17 protein-coding genes are annotated in these 22,489 nt (G+C 70.3%); 12 read left to right on the top strand and 5 right to left on the bottom strand.

Features of this window, described 5'->3' with window-relative positions; genetic code table 11:
• Positions 1-85 precede the first annotated feature (85 nt).
• Complete coding sequence (gene gabT, locus EL266_RS02585) at positions 86-1,426, bottom strand: 4-aminobutyrate--2-oxoglutarate transaminase (RefSeq protein WP_026426241.1); 1,341 nt, start codon at positions 1,424-1,426, stop codon at positions 86-88.
• A gap of 292 nt (positions 1,427-1,718) precedes the next feature.
• On the opposite strand from gabT, the gene EL266_RS02580 reads away from it, so the two are divergent.
• The 10 genes from EL266_RS02580 to EL266_RS02535 all read left to right on the top strand — a co-directional run bounded on the left by EL266_RS02580 (position 1,719) and on the right by EL266_RS02535 (position 15,177).
• On the top strand, positions 1,719-3,176 hold the full coding sequence (locus EL266_RS02580; RefSeq protein WP_051280936.1) for an aminobutyraldehyde dehydrogenase: 1,458 nt from the start codon (positions 1,719-1,721) through the stop codon (positions 3,174-3,176).
• Between the two features lie 46 nt (positions 3,177-3,222).
• Positions 3,223-4,104 carry a universal stress protein gene (locus tag EL266_RS02575; protein WP_051280935.1) on the top strand — a complete coding sequence of 294 codons (882 nt, stop codon included), beginning with the start codon at positions 3,223-3,225 and terminating at the stop codon, positions 4,102-4,104.
• Positions 4,101-5,708, top strand: coding sequence for an APC family permease (locus EL266_RS02570; protein WP_084500441.1), 1,608 nt, complete (start codon positions 4,101-4,103; stop codon positions 5,706-5,708). Before EL266_RS02575 ends, EL266_RS02570 begins: the two co-directional genes overlap by 4 nt.
• A gap of 140 nt (positions 5,709-5,848) precedes the next feature.
• The gene (locus tag EL266_RS02565) at positions 5,849-7,225 is read left to right on the top strand and encodes an aspartate aminotransferase family protein (protein WP_026426238.1); all 1,377 of its coding nucleotides are present in this window, start codon (positions 5,849-5,851) and stop codon (positions 7,223-7,225) included.
• Positions 7,226-7,444: 219 nt separating this feature from the next.
• Positions 7,445-8,845: an ATP-binding protein gene (locus tag EL266_RS02560; RefSeq protein WP_026426237.1), complete on the top strand. Its 1,401-nt coding sequence runs from the start codon at positions 7,445-7,447 to the stop codon at positions 8,843-8,845.
• A 249-nt stretch (positions 8,846-9,094) separates the two neighbouring features.
• Positions 9,095-10,174: a 3-phosphoserine/phosphohydroxythreonine transaminase gene (gene serC / locus EL266_RS02555; protein WP_026426236.1), complete on the top strand. Its 1,080-nt coding sequence runs from the start codon at positions 9,095-9,097 to the stop codon at positions 10,172-10,174.
• Complete coding sequence (locus EL266_RS02550; RefSeq protein ID WP_026426235.1) at positions 10,174-11,355, top strand: phosphoglycerate dehydrogenase; 1,182 nt, start codon at positions 10,174-10,176, stop codon at positions 11,353-11,355. The genes serC and EL266_RS02550 overlap by 1 nt, the downstream gene beginning before the upstream one ends.
• 58 nt (positions 11,356-11,413) lie before the next feature.
• Positions 11,414-12,724, top strand: a complete 1,311-nt coding sequence (locus EL266_RS02545; RefSeq protein ID WP_026426234.1) for an MFS transporter — start codon at positions 11,414-11,416, stop codon at positions 12,722-12,724.
• Positions 12,725-12,964: 240 nt separating this feature from the next.
• Positions 12,965-13,189 (top strand): hypothetical protein, encoded by a 225-nt coding sequence (locus tag EL266_RS02540; protein ID WP_026426233.1) that lies wholly within the window; start codon positions 12,965-12,967, stop codon positions 13,187-13,189.
• Positions 13,186-15,177 (top strand): hypothetical protein, encoded by a 1,992-nt coding sequence (locus EL266_RS02535; RefSeq protein ID WP_051280934.1) that lies wholly within the window; start codon positions 13,186-13,188, stop codon positions 15,175-15,177. The genes EL266_RS02540 and EL266_RS02535 overlap by 4 nt, the downstream gene beginning before the upstream one ends.
• Positions 15,178-15,267: 90 nt before the next feature.
• Here the strand turns inward: EL266_RS02535 and EL266_RS02530 are convergent, their stop codons facing one another.
• Positions 15,268-15,675 (bottom strand): phage holin family protein, encoded by a 408-nt coding sequence (locus EL266_RS02530; protein ID WP_026426232.1) that lies wholly within the window; start codon positions 15,673-15,675, stop codon positions 15,268-15,270.
• A 102-nt stretch (positions 15,676-15,777) separates the two neighbouring features.
• Here EL266_RS02530 and hisC point away from each other — a divergent pair, with 102 nt between their 5' ends.
• Together hisC and EL266_RS02520 are read left to right on the top strand one after the other, a co-directional pair.
• Entirely contained in the window at positions 15,778-16,869 is a 1,092-nt protein-coding gene (hisC, locus tag EL266_RS02525) for a histidinol-phosphate transaminase (RefSeq protein WP_197719262.1), read from the top strand.
• A gap of 42 nt (positions 16,870-16,911) precedes the next feature.
• Positions 16,912-18,726, top strand: coding sequence for a glycoside hydrolase family 13 protein (locus tag EL266_RS02520; protein WP_051280933.1), 1,815 nt, complete (start codon positions 16,912-16,914; stop codon positions 18,724-18,726).
• Positions 18,727-18,760: 34 nt separating this feature from the next.
• Here EL266_RS02520 and EL266_RS02515 read toward each other — a convergent pair whose 3' ends face one another.
• The 3 genes from EL266_RS02515 to EL266_RS02505 all read right to left on the bottom strand — a co-directional run bounded on the left by EL266_RS02515 (position 18,761) and on the right by EL266_RS02505 (position 22,459).
• Entirely contained in the window at positions 18,761-19,594 is an 834-nt protein-coding gene (locus EL266_RS02515) for a polyphosphate polymerase domain-containing protein (protein ID WP_051280932.1), read from the bottom strand.
• Positions 19,595-19,612: 18 nt separating this feature from the next.
• Positions 19,613-20,377: a DUF4956 domain-containing protein gene (locus EL266_RS02510; protein ID WP_026426230.1), complete on the bottom strand. Its 765-nt coding sequence runs from the start codon at positions 20,375-20,377 to the stop codon at positions 19,613-19,615.
• Between the two features lie 378 nt (positions 20,378-20,755).
• Positions 20,756-22,459, bottom strand: a complete 1,704-nt coding sequence (locus EL266_RS02505) for a carbohydrate-binding domain-containing protein (RefSeq protein ID WP_051280931.1) — start codon at positions 22,457-22,459, stop codon at positions 20,756-20,758.
• Between the last annotated feature and the right edge of the window lie 30 nt (positions 22,460-22,489).

Below are 22,489 nucleotides of genomic sequence, written 5' to 3'. Positions count from 1 at the left end.
GGGTCCGCTTCTGTGGGGTGCGCTGACAGACGGTCAGCGTAGTCGCGCGAACCGCTCAGGTCACATAATGATCACGATCCCGGCCTCATGCCTCCGCGCGGTCCTGGATCGCCGACTCCAGGCAGTCGGCCAGGATGTCCATGCCGCGGTCGAACAGGGAGTCATCCATGGTCACCGGTGGCAGGAGGCGAATGACATTGCCGCGGGTCCCGCAGGTCAGCAGGATGAGGCCGGCGGCGCGGGCCCGCTGGGCGACCTGACCCGTCAGGGCGGCATCGGGCGCGCCGGTGCGCGGATCGGTGAGCTCCAGGGCCATCATGGCGCCCCGCCCGCGCACATCCCCCACCTGTGCCATGGTCTCCTGCCATCCGCGCAGGCGCTCCATGCCGCGCTCTCCCAGGTCCCGGGCCCGGGCGAGCAGCCCCTGGGACTCGATCATGTCGAGCACGGCCAGGGCGGCGGCGCAGGCCACCGGATTGCCGCAGTAGGTGCCGCCCAGGCCGCCGGGGGGCACACTGTCCATGATCTCGGCCCGGGCCGTGACCGCTGACAGCGGCATGCCCCCGGCCAGGCCCTTGGCGGTGGTGACCATGTCCGGGACCACGCCCTCGTGCTCACAGGCGAACCACGCGCCCGTGCGCGCGATCCCGGTCTGGATCTCATCGGCGATGAAGATGACGTCGTTGTCGGCGCACCAGCGCTGCAGGGTCGCCAGGAAGCCGGGCGCCGGGACGATGAAGCCGCCCTCGCCCTGGATCGGCTCGATGATGACGGCGGCGGTGCGGCTGGCGCCCACCTGGCTCTCAATGGCGGCGATGGCCCGGCTGGCGGCGGCCGGACCATCGAGCCCGTCGAGGAAGGGGTAGGAGGTGGGCACCCGGTAGAGCTCGGGGGCGAAGGGGCCGAAGCCGTCCTTGTAGGGCACCGCCTTGGCGGTCAGGCCCATGGTCAGGGCGGTGCGCCCGTGGAAGGCGTGGTCGAAGCAGACAATGGCCTGGCGCCCGCTGGCGCGCCGGGCGATCTTGACGGCGTTCTCCACCGCCTCGGCGCCGGAGTTGAACAGGGCGGTCTTCTTAGGGGCATCCCCCGGCGCCAGGGCGTTGAGGCGCTCGGCGAGCTCGACGTAGCCGGCGTAGCGGGTGATGGCGAAGGATGTGTGGGTCAGGCGGCCCACCTGCTCGCACACCGCCGCCGCCACCTGGGGGGCGGCCCCTCCCACAGTGGTCACGGCGATCCCCGAGCCGAAGTCGATGAGGCGGTTGCCATCGACATCCTCCAGGATCCCCCGGTCGGTGCGCTCGGCGAAGGTCGCCATGGCCGCGGTCATGGCCCGTGGCAGGGCCGCGGCCGCCCGGGCCTCCAGTGCCTGGGCCCGAGGGCCGGGCAGTGCGGTGGCCAGGTGATTGTCTTGCGGGATCGTTGACATGCTTCCTCGCGATCATGTGTGGGTCGGGCGCCGGCCTGATCGGGTGCGCGGAGGAGCGATGGACTGCGTCCCTGCGGGAGTGGGTCGAAATCGCCCTCGACAGTTCCACGGCGGCGTCGGTACGATGTAGTGCGTCACATGGGACTTAGGTACCAGGGGATGTCGTGCAGGCGGTCCTGGTTCCTCCAGGCAACAGCGGCGTTGCCATCGATATCGGTGTCGTGAGAGTCACGGTACCACGAGACACTCACCTCGCAGCCTCATCAGTCGTCACATCTGGAGCGTGCCCCCTATGTCATGGAACGAACAATCCACCGCCTCCTCCGACCTCATCACCCTGAGCAATGTCATCAACGGTCAGGCCGTGCCCGCCACCACCGCAGAGACGGTCGAGGTCATCGATCCTCGCAGCGAGCAGCCCGTGGCACTGTGCCCGCTATCGGGACAGGAGGACGTGGACGCCGCCTACCAGGCCGCCCAGGAGGCCTTCGCCTCCTGGCGCCTGACCACCCCCGAGGAGCGCCAGGCGCTCCTGCTCGCCCTGGCCGACGCCGTCGAGGCCCACGCCGATGAGCTGGTGGCCGCCCAGCAGCGCGACACCGGTCAGCTCGCCGAGGCCATCCGCGCCGAGGAGGTGCTCGTGGGCGCCTCCCAGCTCCGCTTCTTCGCCGGGGCCGCCCGCATCCACTCCGGACTGGCCTCCGGGGAGTACGCCCAGGGCGCCAACTCCCAGATCCGGCGCGAGCCGATCGGCGTCGTCGGCCAGATCGTGCCGTGGAACTACCCCCTGCTCATGCTCATCTGGAAGGTGGGGCCGGCCCTTGCCGCCGGTAACACCGTGGTCCTCAAGCCCAGCGCCTCCACCCCGCTGAGCGCCACCGTCTTCGCCCGGATCGCCAACGAGATCCTGCCCCCGGGAGTCTTCAACCTCATCCTGGGATCAGGCGCCACCGGCCGACTGCTCAGCTCCCACCCCACCCCGGCGCTCGTGGCCCTGACCGGCTCGGTGCGCGCCGGCTCCGACCTGGCCGAGCAGGCGGCCCGCAACGTGGTGCGCGTCCACCTCGAGCTCGGCGGCAAGGCTCCCGTCATCGTCTTCGCCGACGCCGATATCGAGTCCGCCGCCGAGGGCATCGCCGCCGGAGGCCTGTTCAACGCCGGCCAGGACTGCACCGCCGCCACCCGCGTCCTGGTCGAGGCCTCCATCGCCGAGGAGTTCACCCAGGCCCTCGTGCGCCACGCCCAGGCCCTGCGCACCGGGCCGATCCCCGAGGAGGAGGCCTTCTACGGCCCGCTCAACAATGAGCGGCACTTCAAGGCCGTCAGCGACATCGTCGACGCCCGGCCCGCTCACGCCCAGCTCCTGACCGGCGGGCACCGCGTGGGCGAGACCGGCTACTACTACGCCCCCACCGTCATCTCCGGCCTGCGACAGGACGACGACCTCATCCAGACCGAGGTGTTCGGCCCGGTCCTGACCGTCCAGGAGTTCACCTCCGACGACGAGGCCCTGGCGATGGCCAACGGCGTGGACTACGCCCTGGCCTCCTCCATCTGGACCGCCGATCACCGACGGGTGCTGCGCTTCAGCCGCGACCTGGACTTCGGCTGCGTGTGGGTCAACACCCACATCCTCCTGGTCGCCGAGATGCCCCACGGCGGGTACAAGCGCTCCGGCTACGGCAAGGACCTCTCGGTCTACGGCGTCGAGGACTACACGAGGATCAAGCACGTCATGAGTGCCCTGTGACCCGGCCCATGGCCGGGCCAACCACAATTTCAGCAGAAAGACCGCGATGAGAATCCTGTCGGCATTCACCAACTCCCTGGGGGGCCAGGACGCCTACAGCCTGGCCGCCACCCTGTCCGACTCCCTGGGCTGGCCCATGGACCTGGTCACGGTGGTGAGAGGGGGCCCCAAGCACACCATGCTGGAGGTCAGCGACCATGCCTTCCAGGACGTCGTCGTCAAGCAGGCCGAGGCCTGGATGGAGGAGGCCATCGCCCGCCAGACCCCCGCCCTGCCCGTGAGCAAGCACCTGCTCTACCACGACTCCTACCCCGAGGGGCTCATCGAGTCCGCCGTCGAACTGGGGGCGGGACTCCTCGTGGCCGGGGGAGGCCGTCACGGTGTCATGGGCCGGGTCTCGCTGGGATCGGTGGGCCTGACCCTGCTCAACTCCGCCCCCGTGCCCGTGGCCCTGGCCCCGCGCGGCACCCGCCACAACCCCGCCCGGGCGATCTCCCGCATCACCGTCATGCTCGGGGAGTCAGGGGACTGGAAGGGGCTGCTGGCCACGGCCCGAACCTTCGCCCAGCAGGCCGGAGTGCCGCTGCGGCTGGTCACCGTGGTCACCGACGAGGACCAGGAGGACGCCGCCGTCCTGGAGCGCACCGAGGGCTGGCTCGACGAGGTCCGCATGGATGTCAGCGGCCTGGAGGACCGTCACGTCAAGATCGTGCGCTCGGCCTCCATGAGCGCCGCCGTGGTGTCCATGAAATGGCGCAAGCACGAGCTGGCCCTGCTCGGCTCGGCGCGCCTGGCCCAGCGCGGGCGCCTGCTGCTGGGCGCCAACGCCAACAAGATCATGCGCAGCCTGCCCGTGCCCCTCGTGGCCGTGCCGGCCGGGCACATGAGCGCCGGCCCGCAGGGCCACGGGAGAGGGGATGAGCCATGAGCACGCCGAGCACCGACCCGCCGGCCGGAACCCCCGAGTCGACGTCGGCCCACCCCTGCCAGGGCCAGGCGGCGGGCCTGAGCCGCAAAGGACTGGCGGCGGGCAGCGTCGGGCTGACCGGGGCCATCGTCATCGGGGTGTCCTGCATCGCCCCGGCCTACACGCTCACCGGTGCGCTGGGGCCCACGGTCTCCGCGGTGGGAGCCCAGGTCCCCGCCATCTTCCTGGTCGGCTTCCTCCCCATGCTCCTGGTGGCCCTGGGCTACCGCGAGCTCAACGCCGCCATGCCGGACTCGGGGACCTCCTTCACCTGGGGCACCAAGGCCTTCGGCCCCTGGGTGGGATGGATGAGCGGGTGGGGGCTGGTCGTGGCCACGGTCGTGGTCCTGTCCAACCTGGCGGGAATCGCCGTCGACTTCTTCTACCTCCTGCTCTCCCAGATCCTGGGCGACCCCTCCGTGGCGGATCTGACCCGCAGCATGTGGGTCAACATCCCCACATGCCTGATATTCATCGCCGCCGCCACCTTCGTGTCATATCGGGATATGCAGACCACCCAGCGCCTGCAGTACTGGCTCGTCGGATTCCAGCTCCTGGTCTTCCTGGGATTCGGCGCCGTCGCCCTGGTGCGCTTCTTCAACGGCACCGCCTGGAGCCCCACCCCCATCGACCCGTCCTGGTTCAACCCCCTGGCCGTGGAGTCCACCTCCACCTTCATCGCCGGGGTCTCCCTGTCCCTGTTCATCTACTGGGGATGGGACGTGTCCCTGACCATCAACGAGGAGGCCGACGACGCCGGCTCCACCCCGGGGCGGGCGGCGGTCCTGACCGTGCTGACGATCGTGAGCATCTACATGTTCGTCACCATCGGCTCCATGGCCTTCGCCGGGCTCGGTGACACCGGCGTGGGCCTGGGCAACCCGGAGATCCAGCAGAACGTGTTCTTCGCCCTGTCCGGCCCCGTGCTCGGGCCCTTCGCGGTGCTCATGTCCATGGCGGTCCTGTCCTCCTCGGCGGCCTCGCTGCAATCCACCTTCGTCTCCCCGGCCCGCACCCTGCTGGCCATGGGCCACTACCGGGCGCTGCCGGAGGTCTTCGGGCGGATCTCGCCGCGCTTCTACACCCCCGGGAACGCCACGATCATCTCCGCCGTGGCCACCTCGGTGTTCTACACGCTGCTGCGCCTGGTCTCCGAGCGGGTCCTGTGGGACACCATCCAGACCCTGGGTGCCATGATCGCCTTCTACTACGGGCTGACCGCCTGCGCGGCCGTGTGGTACTTCCGGGGGCACTGGCTGCGCTCGGCGCGCGACTTCCTCCTCACACTGGTGGCCCCGGGGATCGGTGCGCTCATCCTGTTCAGCCTGCTCATCATGACCCTGCGGGACTCCATGAACCCCGCCTACGGCTCGGGCTCCCAGATCATGGGGGTGGGCCTGGTCTTCATCCTGACCCTGGTCCTCATCGGCTCCGGCGTGGTGATCATGATCATCCAGTACCTGCGCGACCCCGCCTTCTTCCGGGGGGAGGTGATCGCCACCTCCGACGCCGTGGCCGACGAGAATACGGCACGGGAGCAGGGCGCAGGCGCCACGCCCCCCTGAGCCCCGCACTGGGCCTCCCTCCGCGCCAGGCCGGCGGAGGAGCCCCGCAATGAGAAGGAATCAACGCAGAACGCGATGCGATGCCCCACCGGGCAGACGAGCTTGTGGACGCCAGGCCGGCCCGCGAAGGAGACAGACAGATGACCATCAACGCCATCAACATGGAGACTGTGGCCCGCCTTGCCGAGGCCGAGTCCAAGCGCCTCAACGAGGCCACCGGCGCCTCGCAGGAGATGTACCAGCGCGCCAGGAAGAGCCTGTCAGCAGGGGTGGCCTCCTCCTACCAGCTGCGCGACCCCTGGCCCATCTACCTGGAGCGCGGCCAGGGCCCCAAGGTCTGGGACGTGGACGGCAATGAGATGTGGGACTTCCACAACGGATTCGGCTCCATGCTCCAGGGCCACGCCCATCCCGCCATCGGACGGGCCGTGCGCGAGCGCTACGAGCAGGGGACGCACTTCGCCGCCCCCACCGAGGACGCCGTCGTCGTGGCGGAGAACCTCTCGGCGCGCTGGGGCCTGCCCAGGTGGCGCTACACCAACTCCGGATCGGAATCCACCATGGATGCCATCCGCATCGCCCGCGCCTACACCGGGCGCGACACCGTCATGAAGATCTTCGGCTCCTATCACGGCCACCATGACACCGTCATGGTCTCCATCGGCGTGGAGTACGACAAGATCGGCGACCACGAGAACCTCGCCTCCCTGCCCTACGGCGCCGGCATCCCCGACGCCACCGTCCAGATGACCGTGGCCGTGCCCTTCAACGACGCCGGCGCCATGGAGCGGCGCATCATCGCCCTGGACAAGGAGGGCCGCAAGCCCGCCTGCGTCATCATGGAGCCGGCCATGATGAACCTCGGGGTGGTCCTGCCCGAGCCCGGCTACCTGGAGGAGGTCCGGGAGATCACCCGCCGCCACGGCGTCGTCCTCATCTTCGATGAGGTCAAGACCGGGTTGTGCATCGGCCCGGGCGGGGCCACCCGGCGCTTCGGGGTCATGCCGGACATGGTCACCCTGGCCAAGGCGCTGGGCGGCGGCCTGCCCTCGGGGGCCATCGGCGGCACCGAGGAGGTCATGAGCGTGGTCGAGGACGGCTCGGTCTACCAGGTGGGCACCTACAACGGCAATCCCCTGGTGGTGGCGGCCATCCGCGCCAACCTGGAGGAGGTGCTCACCGATGAGGCCCACGCCCACCTGGACTACCTCAACGACCGCATCCTGGCGGGCTGCCGGCGCGTCATCGAGGACTACAGCCTGCCCGGCTACGCCGTTGGACTGGGCGGCAAGGGCTGCGTGACCTTCTCGCCCACCAAGGTCATCGACTACGAGACCTTCAAGGCCAACCAGAGCGCGGAGCTGTCCGACCTGGCCTGGCTGTTCAACATGAACCGGGGGATCTTCATGACCCCGGGCCGCGAGGAGGAGTGGACCCTGTCGGTCACCCACACCGACGAGGCCATCGACGCCTACGTCGACTGCTTCGAGGAGTTCGCCCAGGCCATCACCTCCTGAGCGCCTGGTCGGACAACGGCGCCGATGTGTCCGCCGTGAACAGTTTTAGCGGCTTCCGCACATGGGTATGTCATGGGAAGTATGTTCTGACCTGCGCGTTTGTGATCGCGGTGGTTGGCGGAGGGCTTGAAAGTTGTTCACGGTGGACACTTTGGCTCGCTCATGACCAACGTGCTTGGCGCGCACTCTTAAATACTCTAACAATGTTAGAGTTAGAGTATGTTTCCTGCCGAGGTGGATCAGGCCCTGACCCTCCCGCCAGACGATGCCATCGCACAGCTCCTGGCTCTGCCTGAGAGTCAGTGGTTCGAGCGCAAGTCGGGCTCCATCAGGGCCTCCGACTTCGCCATCCCACTGGTCGCCATGGCCAACGCAGAAGGTGGCGTCGTCGTCGCGGGGTTGCACGGTGGCACCGTCGTCCCTGTCGATGACAAGGCTGCCAATGCGCTGCGCCAGGCCGCCATCGACTTCACCACCCCCAGAGTCCATGCCCGTGTTCGCGAGCTGATCACTCGTCAGGGCCGGGTGCTCGTCTTCCTCATCCCTCCAAGCGAGTACGTTCACGAGACGCACCGCGGGGACTGCTACATGCGGATCGGCGACGAGTCCCGCCGGCTGACCTACACCCAGCGGCAGGAGCTCGAGTGGGATCGCGGCGTTGCGAGCTTCGACGGCACGGCTGCTTCAGGCGTGTCAGTCCACGACCTGGATGCCCCTAGGCTCGAGTCTTACCAGACAAGGCTTGGCTCCACCTCGCCGGAGTTGGCGCTCCAGGCCCGCAGCCTTCTCACGCGTGCCGGAGGGGTGACGGTTGCCGGGTACCTCCTGTTCGCCTCCCATCCGCAGGACCTGTACCCCAGCGCCCATGTGCGGGTCCTGGTCTACAACCAGAACGACCGCGGCACGGGACGGAGCCTGTCTCTGGAGGACGGCCACGACATCCGGTGCGAAGGACCGATCCCCGAGCAGATTGAGCGCGCGGCTGATACTGTCGCGGACCTCGTGCCCAGGCGACGAGCGCTGCAGGACTCCGGTCGCTTCGGCCCCGTCCCCTACGTCCCGCGCGATGCCTGGCTCGAAGGCCTGGTCAATGCGGTCGTTCACCGCTCCTACAGCATCAGCGGAGACCACGTGCGAGTGGAGATCTTCCCCAATCGGATCGAGATCACCAGCCCCGGCAGATTCCCCGGCCTAGCCGATCCGACCGACCCGCAATCGATCAGTCGCAACGCCCGCAACCAGCGGATCGCCCGTGTCTGCGCGGACCTGGGCGTCACCCAGGAACTGGGCGAGGGAATCCGCCGCATCTATGCCGAGATGCGCCGCGCCGGGCTGTCCGAGCCCGTCTACGTCCAGGGCCCTGCCGCCGTGCGGCTCACGCTTCTGGCAACCCGGGCGGTGCCAGACGATGTTGCCACTGCTCTGGGACCCAACGCTCTCAAGGTCCTTGAGGCGCTGCGCGTGGCTCAGCGCCCGCTGAGCACGGGACAGGTCCAGGAACTGGCCCACATGGCCCGGCCGACTGTCCTGCGGCATCTTCGCTCCCTCCAGCAGGCCGGCCTGGTGACATGGCAGGGCGAGAGCTCCCGCGATCCGCAGGCGACCTGGCGGGTGACGTGAAGAACCCGTTCCCGACGACCTCGGTGTGGCGCCGATGTGTCCGCCGTGAACAGTTTTAGCGGCCTCAGCCCATGAGTATGCCATGGTAAGTATGCTCTGACCTGCGCGTTTGTGATCGCGGTGGTTGGCGGAGGGCTTGAAAGTTGTTCACGGTGGACACGGTGGGCCCCACACATGGCCCGCGCCCCCAACGCGCCTCAGCAGGCGGACCGGATTGCCGCACCGGCCATCAGCCGCGAAGATGTGCCCGTGCGCGTCTACAACTTCTCCGCAGGTCCCGCCCAAATGCCCCTGCCCGTCCTGGAACGGGCCGCCAGTGAGCTCACCGATTGGGCCGGCTCGGGAATGTCCGTCATGGAGGTCTCCCACCGCGGCAAGGACTTCGTTGCCTGCGCCGCCGATGCCGAGGCCGCCCTGCGCCGCATCCTGGCCATCCCGGAGGGCTACCGGGTCCTGTTCCTCCAGGGCGGGGCCTCCGCCCAGTTCGCCGCCATCCCCATGAACCTCACCGCCTCCGGGGAGACGGTGGCCTACCTCAACACCGGCCAGTGGTCCGCCAAGGCCATCGCCGAGGCCCGCGCCCAGGAGGTCGAGGTGGTCGTGGCCGCCGACGAGGCCGACTCCGCCTACACCACCACCCCCGCCCCCGGCAGCTATGAGGTGCCGGCCGAGGCCCGCTACCTCCACTACACCCCCAACGAGACGATCGGCGGGGTGGAGTTCCCCGAGATCCCGCAGTCGCACGCCCCGCTCGTGGCCGACTTCTCCTCGAGCATCCTCTCCCGGCCCCTGGATGTCAGCCGATTCGGCCTCATCTACGCCGGTGCTCAGAAGAACATGGGGCCCTCCGGGCTGGCCGTGGTCATCGTGCGCGAGGACCTGCTGGGGCGGGCCCGCCCCAGCACCCCCAGCGTCCTGGACTACGCCCGCATGGCCAAGGCCGACTCCATGCTCAACACGCCCCCCACCTTCGCCGTCTACCTGCTGGGGCTCATCACCCACTGGATCGAGGAGTCCGGGGGGCTGGAGGCCATGGGCCAGCGCAACCAGGCCAAGGCCGCCCTGCTCTACCAGGCCATCGACGGCTCCGACTTCTACGCCAACCCGGTCCAGGAGCGCTCGCGGTCCTGGATGAACGTCCCCTTCACCCTGGCCGACCCCTCCCTGGACTCCGAGTTCCTGGCCGGTGCGCAGGCCGCAGGCCTGACCAACCTCAAGGGGCACCGCTCAGTGGGGGGAATGCGCGCCTCCATCTACAACGCCATGCCCATTGAGGGCGTGCGCGCCCTTGTGGACTACATGACCGAATTCGAGAGGACCAAGGCCTGATGACCAGCACGAGCAAGTTCCGCATCCGCACCCTCAACGCGATCTCCGGGGCCGGCCTGTCCCGCCTGCCCGATGAGCTCTACGAGGTCGGCGGATCCGTGGACGATCCCCACGCCCTGCTGGTGCGCTCCGCCAAGCTCCACGACACCCCCATCGAGGACTCCGTCCTGGCCGTGGCCCGCGCCGGGGCCGGCACCAACAACATCCCGGTCGCCGAACTGACCGAGCGCGGGATCCCGGTCTTCAACACCCCCGGGGCCAATGCCAACGCCGTCAAGGAGCTGGTCCTGGCGGGCCTGTTCATCGCCTCGCGCAACCTCATCCCCGCCGCCCGCTTCGCCCACGAGCTGCCCGGCGACGACGCTGAGATCGCCCAGGCCGTGGAGGCCGGCAAGAAGCAGTTCGTCGGCTTCGAGCTGCCCGGGCGCACCCTGGGGGTCATCGGCCTGGGCGCCATCGGCGTGCAGGTCTGCAACGCCGCACTGGGCCTGGGGCTCAACGTCGTCGGCTTCGACCCGGGGATCTCGGTGGATCACGCCTGGCATCTCAGCGCCGAGGTGGAGCGCGCCTCCTCCATGGAGGAGGTCTTCTCCCGCGCCGACATCCTCACCGTCCACGTCCCCCTCCTGGAGGCCACCCGGGGCCTGGTCTCCACCCAGCGGATCGCGCTGATGAAGGACTCCGCCGTGCTGCTGAACTTCGCTCGCGCCGAGATCGTGGACACCGAGGCCGTCGTCTCCGCCCTGGACGCCGAGGCGCTGGGCGGCTATGTCTGCGACTTCCCCTCCACGCTGGTGCACAAGCACCCCAAGTGCATCTCCCTGCCCCACCTGGGCGCCTCCACCAAGGAGGCCGAGCGCAACTGCGCCATCATGGCCGCCGACTCCCTGCGCGGCTTCCTGGAGGACGGGCAGGTGCACAACTCCGTGAACTTCCCCGAGGCCGTCATGGCCCGCCAGGAGGGCACGCACCGCCTGGTCATCGTCAACCGCAATGTGCCCAACATGGTGGGGCAGGTCTCCACCATCGTGGCCCAGCACGGCACCAATATCGCCAATCTGCTCAACAAGTCCCGCGGCGAGCTGGCCGTGACCCTGGTCGACGTCGAGAGCGAGCTGCCGCCCGGTGTCCTCGACGAGCTGTGCGGCATCGACGGGGTCCTGTCCGCCCGAGCCGTCTGAGCGCTGAGAGGGGTCCGGCGGGCTGGACCCGCCCGGCCCGCCGGGCCAGCATGAGCCCATGCGCCTGACCGCCGACCTCAAGGGACTCTCCGCCGTCCCGGCCTTCCGCACCCTGCTGGCCGTCAGGCTCATCTCCCAGACCGGGGACGGCCTGGTCCAGGCCGGACTGGCGGCCCTGTTCTTCTTCCGACCCCAGAACCTGACCAGCGTGACCGGGGTGGCCCTGGCCCTGGTGGTCATGCTGGCGCCCTTCACCCTGGTGGGTCCCTTCACCGGTCCCTTCATCGACCGGTGGCGGCGCCGCCAGATCCTCCTGTGGGGCAACCTGCTGCGCGCCGGCATCATCGCTGCCACGGCAGTCATGCTCCAGGTCGTGGGCGTGGGGGCGGCGATCTACGTCCTGGTGCTCATCGCCCTGGGCATCAACCGCTTCCTGCTGGCGGTCCTGTCCGCGGGCCTTCCCCAGATCATCCATCGGGAGCGGCTCCTGGTGGCCAACTCCATCGTGCCGACCATGGGGGGAGCGGCCTCCGCCCTCGGGGCCATCACCGGGGTGGTCCTGCGGCTGGTGCTGCCGGCCGGCTCCGCCCAGGACACGGCAAGTCTCGCGGTGGCCGTGGGCATGTACTGCGCGGCGGCGGCGATGGTCACCCGCCTGGGGATCGGGCAGCTGGGCCCCCAGGACTGGGATGCGAGCACCGGGGGCCGGGGGGCCGGCCTGGGCAGGGCCCTGGCCACCACGCTGCGAGAGCTGGGGCAGGCCGTGCGCTACCTGGTGCGCCGTGGCACCCCGGGCCTGGCACTGAGCACCATGGCCCTGCACCGCCTGGTCTACGGGATGCAGCTCATCACCATCATCGTGTCCTCCCGCAATCTTCTGGCCCCGCCCCACGACGCCGACGCCGGTCTGGCCGCCTTCGGGGCCCTCATGGGGGCGATGCTCGCCGGGCAGGGACTGTCCGTGCTGCTCACGCCCCTGGCCCACGAGTGGGTCGCGCCCTCGGCCTGGGTGGTCGTCTGCCTGCTGGGCGGCACGGCCGGGCAGGCGATTCTCGTATCCACCCATGAGCGGGCGTGGATGTGCGCGGGGCTGTTCGTGTTCGGCGTCGGCGTCCAGGGGGCGAAGATCGCCGTGGACACCATCATCCAGGCCGACACCGATGACGCCTACAGGGGTCGGGCCTTCTCGATCTACGACGTCCTGTTCAACACCGCCGAGTGCCTGGCCGCCGGCACGGCGGTGCTGGTGATGCCGGCCGTGGGCTGGGATCGGGGCCTGCAGGCGGGGCTCATGGTCATGGCCTGGGCGGTGGCCGCCTGGTGCTGGTGGGGCATGCGCCGCCTGGGAGGCCGGCCGCGCGAGGTCTGAGCCGGCCGAGCCCGGTGCTCGGATGCGCCGACGGCGCCGGCTCGCGCCATCGCACTGAGCCTCGCACAGGGGCGAGTGATGCGAAACCGCGCCCGCGACGCCAGGTGCGCCTGCAACGCCCTGGGCGGGCATCGGGATCCGCGGGCCTGGCCGCGCACCACAGGGACCGGATCGCCCCGGGAATCCACAGGGACGTCCCGCCCCCGCGCGCCCGCGCCGACGGCGCCCTAGCGTCAGAGCATGAGCCTCGCCGTCGCCATCGCAGAAGACCACTACAACACCGCCGTGGAGACCCTGCCCACCCTCGTCCCGGTCAGTTGGACGGGAGGGGCCGCCACCTCCTTCCAGACCTCACTGGATGCCGCCGTTCTTGTCGTCAGTGGGGTTTCCACGCTCCTCGAGACGGCCAACACCGCCGTCGACTCCCTGGACTCCGTGAGCACTCAGTGCGGGGTTGTGCCATGAGCGCCCCGACCTCCCGCAGCGACCAGGGCACCGTCCCGGGCCCTCCCGAGTCCCCGCCCACCGACACCCAGCTGCCCACCACACAGCATGACTGGACCACCCGGTGGAATGGCAGCGGGGCGGCCATCATCGTCAGTGGGGGCACCCTCAGCGTCAGCACCGAGGACCTGGACACCATGGCCACGACCCTGAGCACCGCCGCCGACTCCCTCGACGACGCGGTGACCCAGGCCAACAATGTGTTGGCGGAGGTCAGGACCCGTCCCGGACCCGTTGTCGATCCGGCGTCCGCGGACAGCGCGATTTTCTACAGGGTGCCATCAACATCCCAGATAGTCCTATCGATGGACGGGCCGATCCTCCCCACCTCCCCGGGAGTGGCGCTTGAGCCCATTCCAGTTGCGAGCCCCGCGATGGACTTCGAGGTGAAGCGCACCACCGCCATCAGCGCCCTGGTCAGCCTGACCACCGGGCCGGGCTCCCTGAGCGATGCCTCGGACACGCTCAGGGCGCTCTCCGCCGACCTGACCGCCTGCGCGGACCTGTACGAGCAGGCGGAGAATCGGGCCGCACCCGCGGGCACCAGCCCCGTGGGGGCCGTCGATGCGGCGGCCTTCGACAACGCGATGCTGGCCCTCGTGGGCCCGGCCCTGGTTGCCCTGGGCCAGGAGGCGACCGACCCCTCGAGCCTGGTCGAGGCGGCCACCCTCCTCCTGGCCGCGCAGGGCGATCAGCTGGAGATCTACCAGGGCGTGCAGGTGCTCCTGGGGGATCCCGGCACCGCGCAGTGGGTCAAGGAGGACTTCGCCCGCCTGGTGCTCATGAGCTGGTGGCTGACCGAGGCCAGAACCGGGCGGGAATCAGCCACGATCCAGGGCTACCTCGACGCGGTGGCCACGCGCCTCGACCCGTGGATCTCCCAGGGGCTCCCCTCCACCGCCCAGGTGGGCACCCAGGTGGTCCCCGTCGAGGACCTGACCGCCATGCAGCGGGCCTGCCTCTACCTCGCCCAGAGCAGCCGGAGCTCCGGGGCGCGCCTGTTCGGGACGCCCACCGGGGTCAGTGTCCGGCCCGTCGGCGGGCGGGAGGCCGTCGTCAGGCCTCCCGGCAGGGATCCCTACGGCCTGGCCTCCCCGGTTCCCGAGGGAAGCGCCGGCAGCGGGGCGCCCGCCCAGGCGCCGCGCAGCATCTCGGAGACCATCCGGCACTGCCACGAGGTCCAGGGCATCGCCGGTCGGGAGCGGTCCGCGGGCGCCGAGGTCGGCAGCATCTCCATCCAGCGCACGCAGCACGACGACGGCCGCGTCTCCTGGGTGGTCTATGTTCCGGGGACCACCGACTGGACCGCCGGGGGCAGCGAGCCCCAGGACCTGCTGACCAATCTCGAAGGGGTGGCCGGCGCTCCCACCGTCATGGAGAGCGCCGTCGTGACCGCCATGCGTCAGGCCGGGATCGCCCCGGGCGAGGAGGTCGCCATGTACGGACACTCCCAGGGCGGGATCACCGTGACCAACCTCGCCTCCGACCCCGCCATCCAGGAGCGCTATCACGTCACCTCCATCCTGACGGCCGGCGCCCCCACCGCCGGCGCCCAGCTGCCCGAGTCCGTCCAGGCCCTGCATCTGGAGAACACGGGCGACGCCGTCCCCGGGCTCGACGGCGCCGCCACCCCCACCGGGCCGAACCGCCAGGTCGCCCTCATCGACACTCACGACATGGACATCGCCGCCTACCCGCACGGCTCCCTGGTCTACGCCGACGCCGCCGAGGGGCTGGAGGAGCACTACCCGGAGATCGCCCCGTGGAACCAGGCCTTCACCTCAGCCTCCGGGGCCGGCGAGGAGGGGGCCACGACCACCGAGTACGTCTTCCTGATCAACCGCGACTTCACCGCGCCCAACCCTCGGCCGGCGCCCAGCTCCGCGCCCACGCCCTCCCTGAGTGAGCCCGTGGCCCGGCCCCAGCCCAGACCCGCCGATCCCGGATAGTCGGCGGACCCCGGCCACCGCAGGAGGCGGGATGGGGCCATCAGCGCCACCGGGCCGCATGCCCCAGGCCCACTGGGGCCAACTGGGGGCCTACTGGTCCCGGTCCACCAGGACCGAGACGATGATCGCCGAGATCACCGAGACGATGAGCGAGCCCATGATGGCCGTGCCGAAGGAGGTCACCTCCAGGCCCAGGGGGATCGAGCCGCCCGCCCCCAGCGCGCCAAGGCTGTCGGTCAGCCATCCCGCCAGGCGGAGCATCGCCCCGTTGACCACCAGGGCGAAGAGCCCGAAGGTCAGGATGTACAGAGGGAGGGCCACGAACTTGGCCACCGGCTTGACCAGGGAGTTGACCAGGGCCAGGATCGCCCCCACCACTAGCAGGTTGATCCACATTCCCGCCGTCGAGGCTCCCTCGGGAACGCTCAGGCCACTGAGCAGGCGGGTCGCCAGCCACAGCCCAACGGCATTGCCGAGAGTCCGAATCACCATCTCCATGCGCATCATCTCCTCATATGGTCATGCGCTCCAACAATCACTCCAACAGGTGCAGGTGGCTGATCCTTCCAGCGCATGCTGTGAGGTGCCAGGATGGGCAGCATGACCACGCTACGCATCCGCCCGGCCATCGCCGCCCTGCCCGCCTACGTCCCCGGGGCGCGCGCCGAGGGCCCCGGGGTGGTCAAGCTCTCCTCCAATGAGCTGGCCCTGCCCCCCAGCGAGCCGGTGGTGCGCGCCATCGTCCAGGTCGCCGAGGGCGCCAACCGCTACCCGGAGATGACCGGCCAGACCCTGGTGGAGGCCCTGGCCGCCCGCTTCGGCGTGGGCGCCGACCAGGTGGTGGTCGGCAATGGCTCGGTGGCCCTCATCCAGCACCTTCTGGACACGGTGTGCCAGGAGGGCGAGGAGGTCGTCCTGCCCTGGCGCTCCTTCGAGGCCTACCCGATCTGCGCCGCCGTGGCCGGGGCGCGGGCCATCACCGTCGCCCTGACCCCCCAGGCCCGCCATGACGTGCCGGCCATGCTGGCGGCCGTCACCGAGCGCACCCGCCTGGTCATGGCCTGCACCCCCAACAACCCCACCGGGCCCGCCCTCAGCGCCCAGGAGCTGGGGCAGCTGGTCGCCGGCGTGCCGAGCGACGTCGTCGTCCTGGTCGACGAGGCCTACCTGGACTTCGTCACCGACCCGGCGGTGGGCGACGCCCTGGACCTGCTGGCCGATCACCCCAACCTCGTCATCGCCCGTACCTTCTCCAAGGCCCACGCCCTGGCCGGGTTGCGGGTGGGCTGCCTCATCGCCGAGGCGGGCCTGGCCGCGGCCATCCGATCGGTGGCCACGCCCTTCGGGGTGAGCCTGCCCGCCCAGGCCGCCGCCCTGGCCGCCCTGGAGCCCGAGGTCTTGGAGGAGACCGCGCGGCGCAGCGCCGCCGTGGCCGCCGAGCGCGACCGGGTCGTGGCCGCCCTGCGGGACCAGGGCTGGGCCGTCCCCGAGTCCCAGGGCAACTTCTACTGGCTGGGCGTGGGGTCCCGGGCCGCGGCGCTGGCCGAGCACTTCAGGGACGCCGGCATCCTGGTGCGCCCCTTCGCCGGGGAGGGGGTGCGCATCACCGTGGGCACCCCTGAGGAGAACGACCGGGCGCTCGCCGCGGCCGCCTCCTGGGGCGGGAGTCGGGAGGCGGAGCCCACTCACTGACTTCGTTTCAGACCCCCGGCCGGACTGTGGCATGGTCTGCCCGTGACCACGAGCCCCGCTCCCGCGAGCCCCTCCGCCCCCTCACAGGCTGCCGACTCCCGGGCCGGTGAGCGCCCCTGGTGGGCCGACGCCGTCATCTACCAGATCTATCCGCGCTCCTTCGCCGATGATGACGGCAACGGCATCGGCGACCTGGCCGGCATCACCTCCCGCGCGCCCTATCTGGAGGCCCTGGGCGTCGATGCCGTCTGGCTCTCCCCCTTCTACCCCTCCGCCCTGGCCGACGGCGGCTACGACGTCGACGACCACCGCGATGTGGCCCCCGAGATCGGCACCCTGGAGGACTTCGATGCGATGGTGGCCGCCCTCCACGAGCGCGGCATCCGGGTGATCACCGACATCGTCCCCAATCACTCCTCCAACCGCCACCAGTGGTTCCGCGCCGCTCTGGCCGGCGGTCCCGATGCCCCCGAGCGGGCGCTCTACCACGTCGTCCCGGGCTCCGGCCCCGACGGCGCGGAGCCGCCCAATGACTGGCGCTCCCTGTTCGGGGGCCCCGCCTGGGACCGCATCGATGATGTCGACGCCTCCGGCAGGCCCCTGACCGGGCCGGGAACCGGCCGGCCCTACCAGTGGTACCTCCACCTCTTCGCCCCCGAGCAGCCCGACCTCAACTGGGACAGTCGCATCGTGCGCGAGGACTTCCTGGACACGCTGCGCTTCTGGGCCGATCGCGGGGTGGACGGATTCCGCATCGACGTGGCCCCCGGCATGGCCAAGGACATGTCCCGGCCCTTTAGGCCCTTCAGCGAGATCCCCTGGTGGCCGCTTCCCGAGGACGGCTCCCACCCCCTGTTCGACCGCGACGAGGTCCATGAGATCTACCGCGAGTGGCGCGAGGTCCTGGAGGCCTACGATCCACCGCGCTTCGCCGTGGCCGAGGCCGGTGTGGCGGCCTCGCGCCGCGCGGCCTACGCGGCCAGCGTCGGCCAGGCCTTCAACTTCCAGATGCAGGACGCCGACTTCACGCCCGTGTCCTATCGGTGGGCCATCGAGGCGGGGCTTGCGGATCTGGCCCAGTGCGGATCGACCACCTGGGTGCTGGGCTGCCATGACGTTATCCGTGTGGCCAGTCGCTACGCCTTCGACCCCCGCCAGGAGGCGCCCACCGCCCCGAGCGACGGCCCCGACCGCGCCTACGACCCAGCCGCCGGGCAGGAGGACTTCCCCGCGGGCCGCTCCCTGGCCCTGGCCCGGGCCTGGCTCCTGGCTGACGGCGATGCGCCCGGCATCGTCGACGACGCCCTCGCCGGCGAGCGCCGCGCCCGAGCCGGGGCGCTGGCGGTGATGGCCCTGCCCGGCTCCATGTACATCTACCAGGGCGATGAGCTGGCCCTGGCCGAGGTCCCCGACATTCCTGAGGAGCGCCTCCAGGACCCCATCGCCGTGCGCAACCGGGCCGTGGAGAAGGGGCGTGACGGCTGCCGCGTGCCCCTGCCCTGGACGGAGGCGGGCTCCAGCCTCGGATTCGGCCCCGAGGGCTGTGAGCCCCACCTGCCCCAACCCCGGGACTGGGGGAGCAGGTCGGTCGCCGTCCAGGACGAGGACCCCGACTCCACGCTGGCCCTCTACCGGCGGGGCCTGGAGCTGCGACGCCGGCACTGGAGGGCCGGGGCGGAGCTGGTCTGGCTGGAGGCCCCCGAGCATGCCCTGGCCTTCCAGCGCGGCGAGGTGCAGTGCTGGACGGCTTTCGGCGCCCCGGTGGAGCTGCCCGACGGCGAGGTGCTCATCTCCAGCGCCCCGATCCACCGGGGCGTGCTGCCGGCGGACGCCACGGCCTGGCTGATCCCCGCCTGATCCCCGCCTGATCCTCTGACGGAGGCCGGCCGGCTCAGGCGGCGTGGCGGGCGGTGTAGGGGGCGGGACCGGCGTCGGCGAGCTGGCGGGTCAGGAGCCGGTGCCACTTGTTGGTCGGCAGCCCAGGGGTCAGCAGGGCCATCCCCGTGGCGTACTTCGACAGGCCTGCCGGCCGATACCCCAGGGACCACAGGTAGCGGTCCGCCAATGACGGGGTGGAGGGGTTCTTCGTCTCGATGACGACGTAGTCCTTGACGCAGGCGGGCGGTCTGGCCCCCGAGCCCAGGATCCTCCAGGTCAAGTGGGTGTCGACGGTGACCCGGGCGGCGTCGTCGGGCAGGTGGAGGGTGATGCGGTCGTAGTTGTTGGCCAGGACCGGTGTCAGCGCATTGGTGAAGGCGGCGGCGTCGGCCGTGCCGGCGATGCTGGACTCCGTCAGGCGCATGGCCACGAAGGAGCTCCCGGAGTTGGTGAGCCGGTTGGCGTCCTTGGGGTCGTAGGGCAGGCGCGTCTTGATGGTGGACTCGCGCGTGCCCACGGTCTTGACCTCCAGGAAGCACAGGGCGGAGTCCAGGTAGGTGCGGGTGCGGACCTTGAATCGACGACGGCGCTTGCGGGCCGCCAGCATGTATGTCCCCAGGCCGGGGGTGTCGAAGTAGGTCGAGGCGTAGGAGAAGGACTGCAGCGCGCCGATCTGGAGGACCTGGCTGCGCGGGGCGAGGATGTCGAGAAGTCCCTGGGCCTCGGATGAGGGGATGAGGTACTTGCGGTCGATGCGGGTCAGCAGATCGGCCTCCTCATTGAGCTGGGCCAGGGTGATGGTGTCCATGGCGCTGGTGCGCAGGGCGGCCTGTGCGTGCTTGGGCATGGCTGGCTCCTGACCGGGTCACATGGGCCGAGTCGCCACCGGCTGCCTGGCGCTCCGGTTCATGGGCATGCCGTCGGGCCAGGCGCTCGGCTGGCTCATGGGGTCGACGACCTGGAAGGCGGGGCGGGGCTCAGGGCGCGGCACCGCATGCGGCGCTGACGGCGGGGCGGGCTGGGACATGACCGGCTCCTCGTGACGGGCGCGACGGCGCTGGGAGCGGGGCATCCGGAAGCGGACATCGACCAGGGTGGTGTCGTTGACCATGTCGAGGCGCCGGACCTCCAGGGACTGGACACGGCCTCCGAGCAGCTGCTCCAGGTGCGCGGTGAGAATGGGCTCATCACTGATGGCGCGGTCGAGCAGGATGACCTGGTGGCGGTTGCGGCCCATGAGGGCGGGGTGGTCGCAGATCCACAGGGAGGCGACGACCAGGGCCATGAGCGCGGACACCAGGGGGATCGGCGCGGTCTGGATGCCGCCGAGCAGGCCCAGGGCCAGGGCGGCGAAGAAGTAGGCGACCTCATGCTGGCTCAGCTCGGTGGAGCGCAGGCGGATGATGGACAGCACGCCGAACAGGCCCAGGCCCAGGCCCGCGCCGACCTCGGAGGAGGACAGCAGGAGGGTGACGGCCAGGATCCCGATGTTGACGCCGATGTAGGCGGCGGTCAGGTCTTTGCGGCTGTGGCGACGGGCGTAGAGGGGGCCCACCAGGACGGCCAGGGCGATGAGATCGGCGCCGATATGAGGCAGGGACGCCACGGCGGTGAGGGATGTCAAGGACATAAGGGGGCTCCTAACGGCATATGTGGGGGACCGTTGTATAGGACGGGAACATGTGGTGCGAACCTAGGAGCGCTCCCTAAGAAAACTATGAGGAAATACTGTGAATACGGTCGGCTGGAGCAATTGCCGCAGGGAGAAAAGGTTGGTATCGCAGGAGAAGATCCGCATGATGGATGTGTGGGAAAATGAGGAAATCTTCCCGGTGAAACCCTGGGAGAAGTCTGGGGCGCGCGGTGGGTCTCCGCTGGGCCGACCGGGTCCCCGAGCGGCCCTGGTCCTGCGGAGGCCATCCGCCCGGTGCTCGCCGCTGCTCATCGGCGGGCACCGGGCGGATCGACCGCACCGGGCCCTGCGCGAGCAGGGCCCGGTGACCGGGGCTCAGCTGCCGCTCGGGGGCTGGCCCCCGGGGCCGCCCTGACCGCCCATAGGACCGCCCATCCCGGAGGACAGGGCCGCCGCCGTCCCCGTGGACGAGCCGCCCGAGGTCGAGGACACCGTGTACTCCTCGCCCTCGGTCAGCCCCAGCACGGTGATCGCCGAGGCCGTGAAGTTCACATCGACTGTGGTCTCCTTCCCGCTGGCATCGGTGATGGTCAGGGTGTCCCCGGCGGTCACGCTCGGCGAGCCGGTCACGCCCACTAGCTGGGTCTCGCCATTGGCGTCCACCGAGCCGTCCATGGCGCCCGCCTGCCCGGAGACCACGACCGTTCCGCCCGTGACGTAGGCCGAGCCGTTGGAGTCCAGGCCGTCGGAGGAGGCGAAGGAGACCTCCACCTGGCCGCCCGAGATCGTCAGGACCGAGCCGTCATCGGACTCCGAGTCCGCGCTCTCGTGGCCCTCGATGACGTAGTCCCCGTTGGAGGCGTTGATGCCGTCGTCCCCGGCGGCGATGGACAGCTCCCCGCCGTTGACGTTGACGAAGGCCGCCTGGATGCCCTCATCGGCCGAGTTGATAGTCACCGTTCCGGAGTCCTGCGTGTAGCTCACCCCCGCGTTGATGCCCTTGGGGGAGGGGGTGGTGTCCTCGGCCTGAGAGTCCTGGGTGTCCTGCCCCGGAGGGGCCTGCTCCTCGGGGACGGCGTTGGCCTGGCCGCCACCCGCGGTGATGCTCAGGGTGGTGCCGTCCACGACGACGTCGGTGACGGCGGCGATGGCATCATCATCGGAGGTCAGGGTCAGGATCGCCTTGCCCAGGGAGACGAAGCCCTTGGTCTCGTCGTTGTCCTCGCTGGACTTCAGGGCGTCCCCACCCGCGGTGACGGTGACGGTCCCCGATGTGATCGCCAGGTAGTCCTTGCCGCGGATGCCGTCGTCGGCCGCATTGACCTCAATGGTGGGGGTGCCGGTGATGATCAGGCCGTTCTTCGAGGAGATGCCGTCCTTGTAGGAGCCGGTCACGCTCAGGGAGCCGGTGCCCGTGAGGGTCAGCGTGTCGGAGGAGAACAGGGCCGCGGTGGGGGCCTCGGAGGAGGTGTCGGCGTAGGAGGAGCCATCGGCCAGGGTGTTGGTCGAGCCCTTGGCCAGGACCACGATCGCCTCGCCGGCGTCCTGAACATCGATGGCCGGGGCGTCCTTGTTGGTCAGGGAGACACCGTCCAGGACGATGCGGACCTCGGCGTCGGGAGCCGCGACGACGATCTGGCCATCGCTGCTGCTCCCCGAGACCACGTAGGTGCCGGCCTCGGTGATGGTGACGGTCGAGCCCTCGGCGCTTGCGCCCGAGCCGGAGACCTTCGCCGAGGAGTCGGACAGGGCGATGGTCGTGGCCCCCGACGTGTCGGTGGTTCCGGCGTCGTCGGCCTCGGTCGAGGCGCTGGTCACCTCGGCGTTGGCGCCCAGGATGTCCGCGGCGCTGGCCCCCGTGGAGGCCGAGGCGGTCTGGGAGCTGATCGTGGTCCACGCGGCGTTCGAGCCCGAGGACGAGGAGGATGAGCTCTGGGCGCTCGCGGACTGCGAGGATGAGCCCTGGGAGCTCGCGGAGGTGTCGGCGGCGCTGGTCGAGCATCCGGCGGCCAGGGCCAGGGCGGCGGCCAGGGCCAGAGCGCCGGTGGCGCGGTGGGTGAGGCGAGTGCGGTTCTTCACGGTGTTCTCCTGATCGTTGTGCCTGGTCGG

Source organism: Actinomyces slackii (assembly GCF_900637295.1).
GTDB classification, from domain to species: domain Bacteria; phylum Actinomycetota; class Actinomycetes; order Actinomycetales; family Actinomycetaceae; genus Actinomyces; species Actinomyces slackii.
Note: the sequence above shows the minus strand (reverse complement) of the source record. Positions and strands in the feature narration are given on the sequence as shown.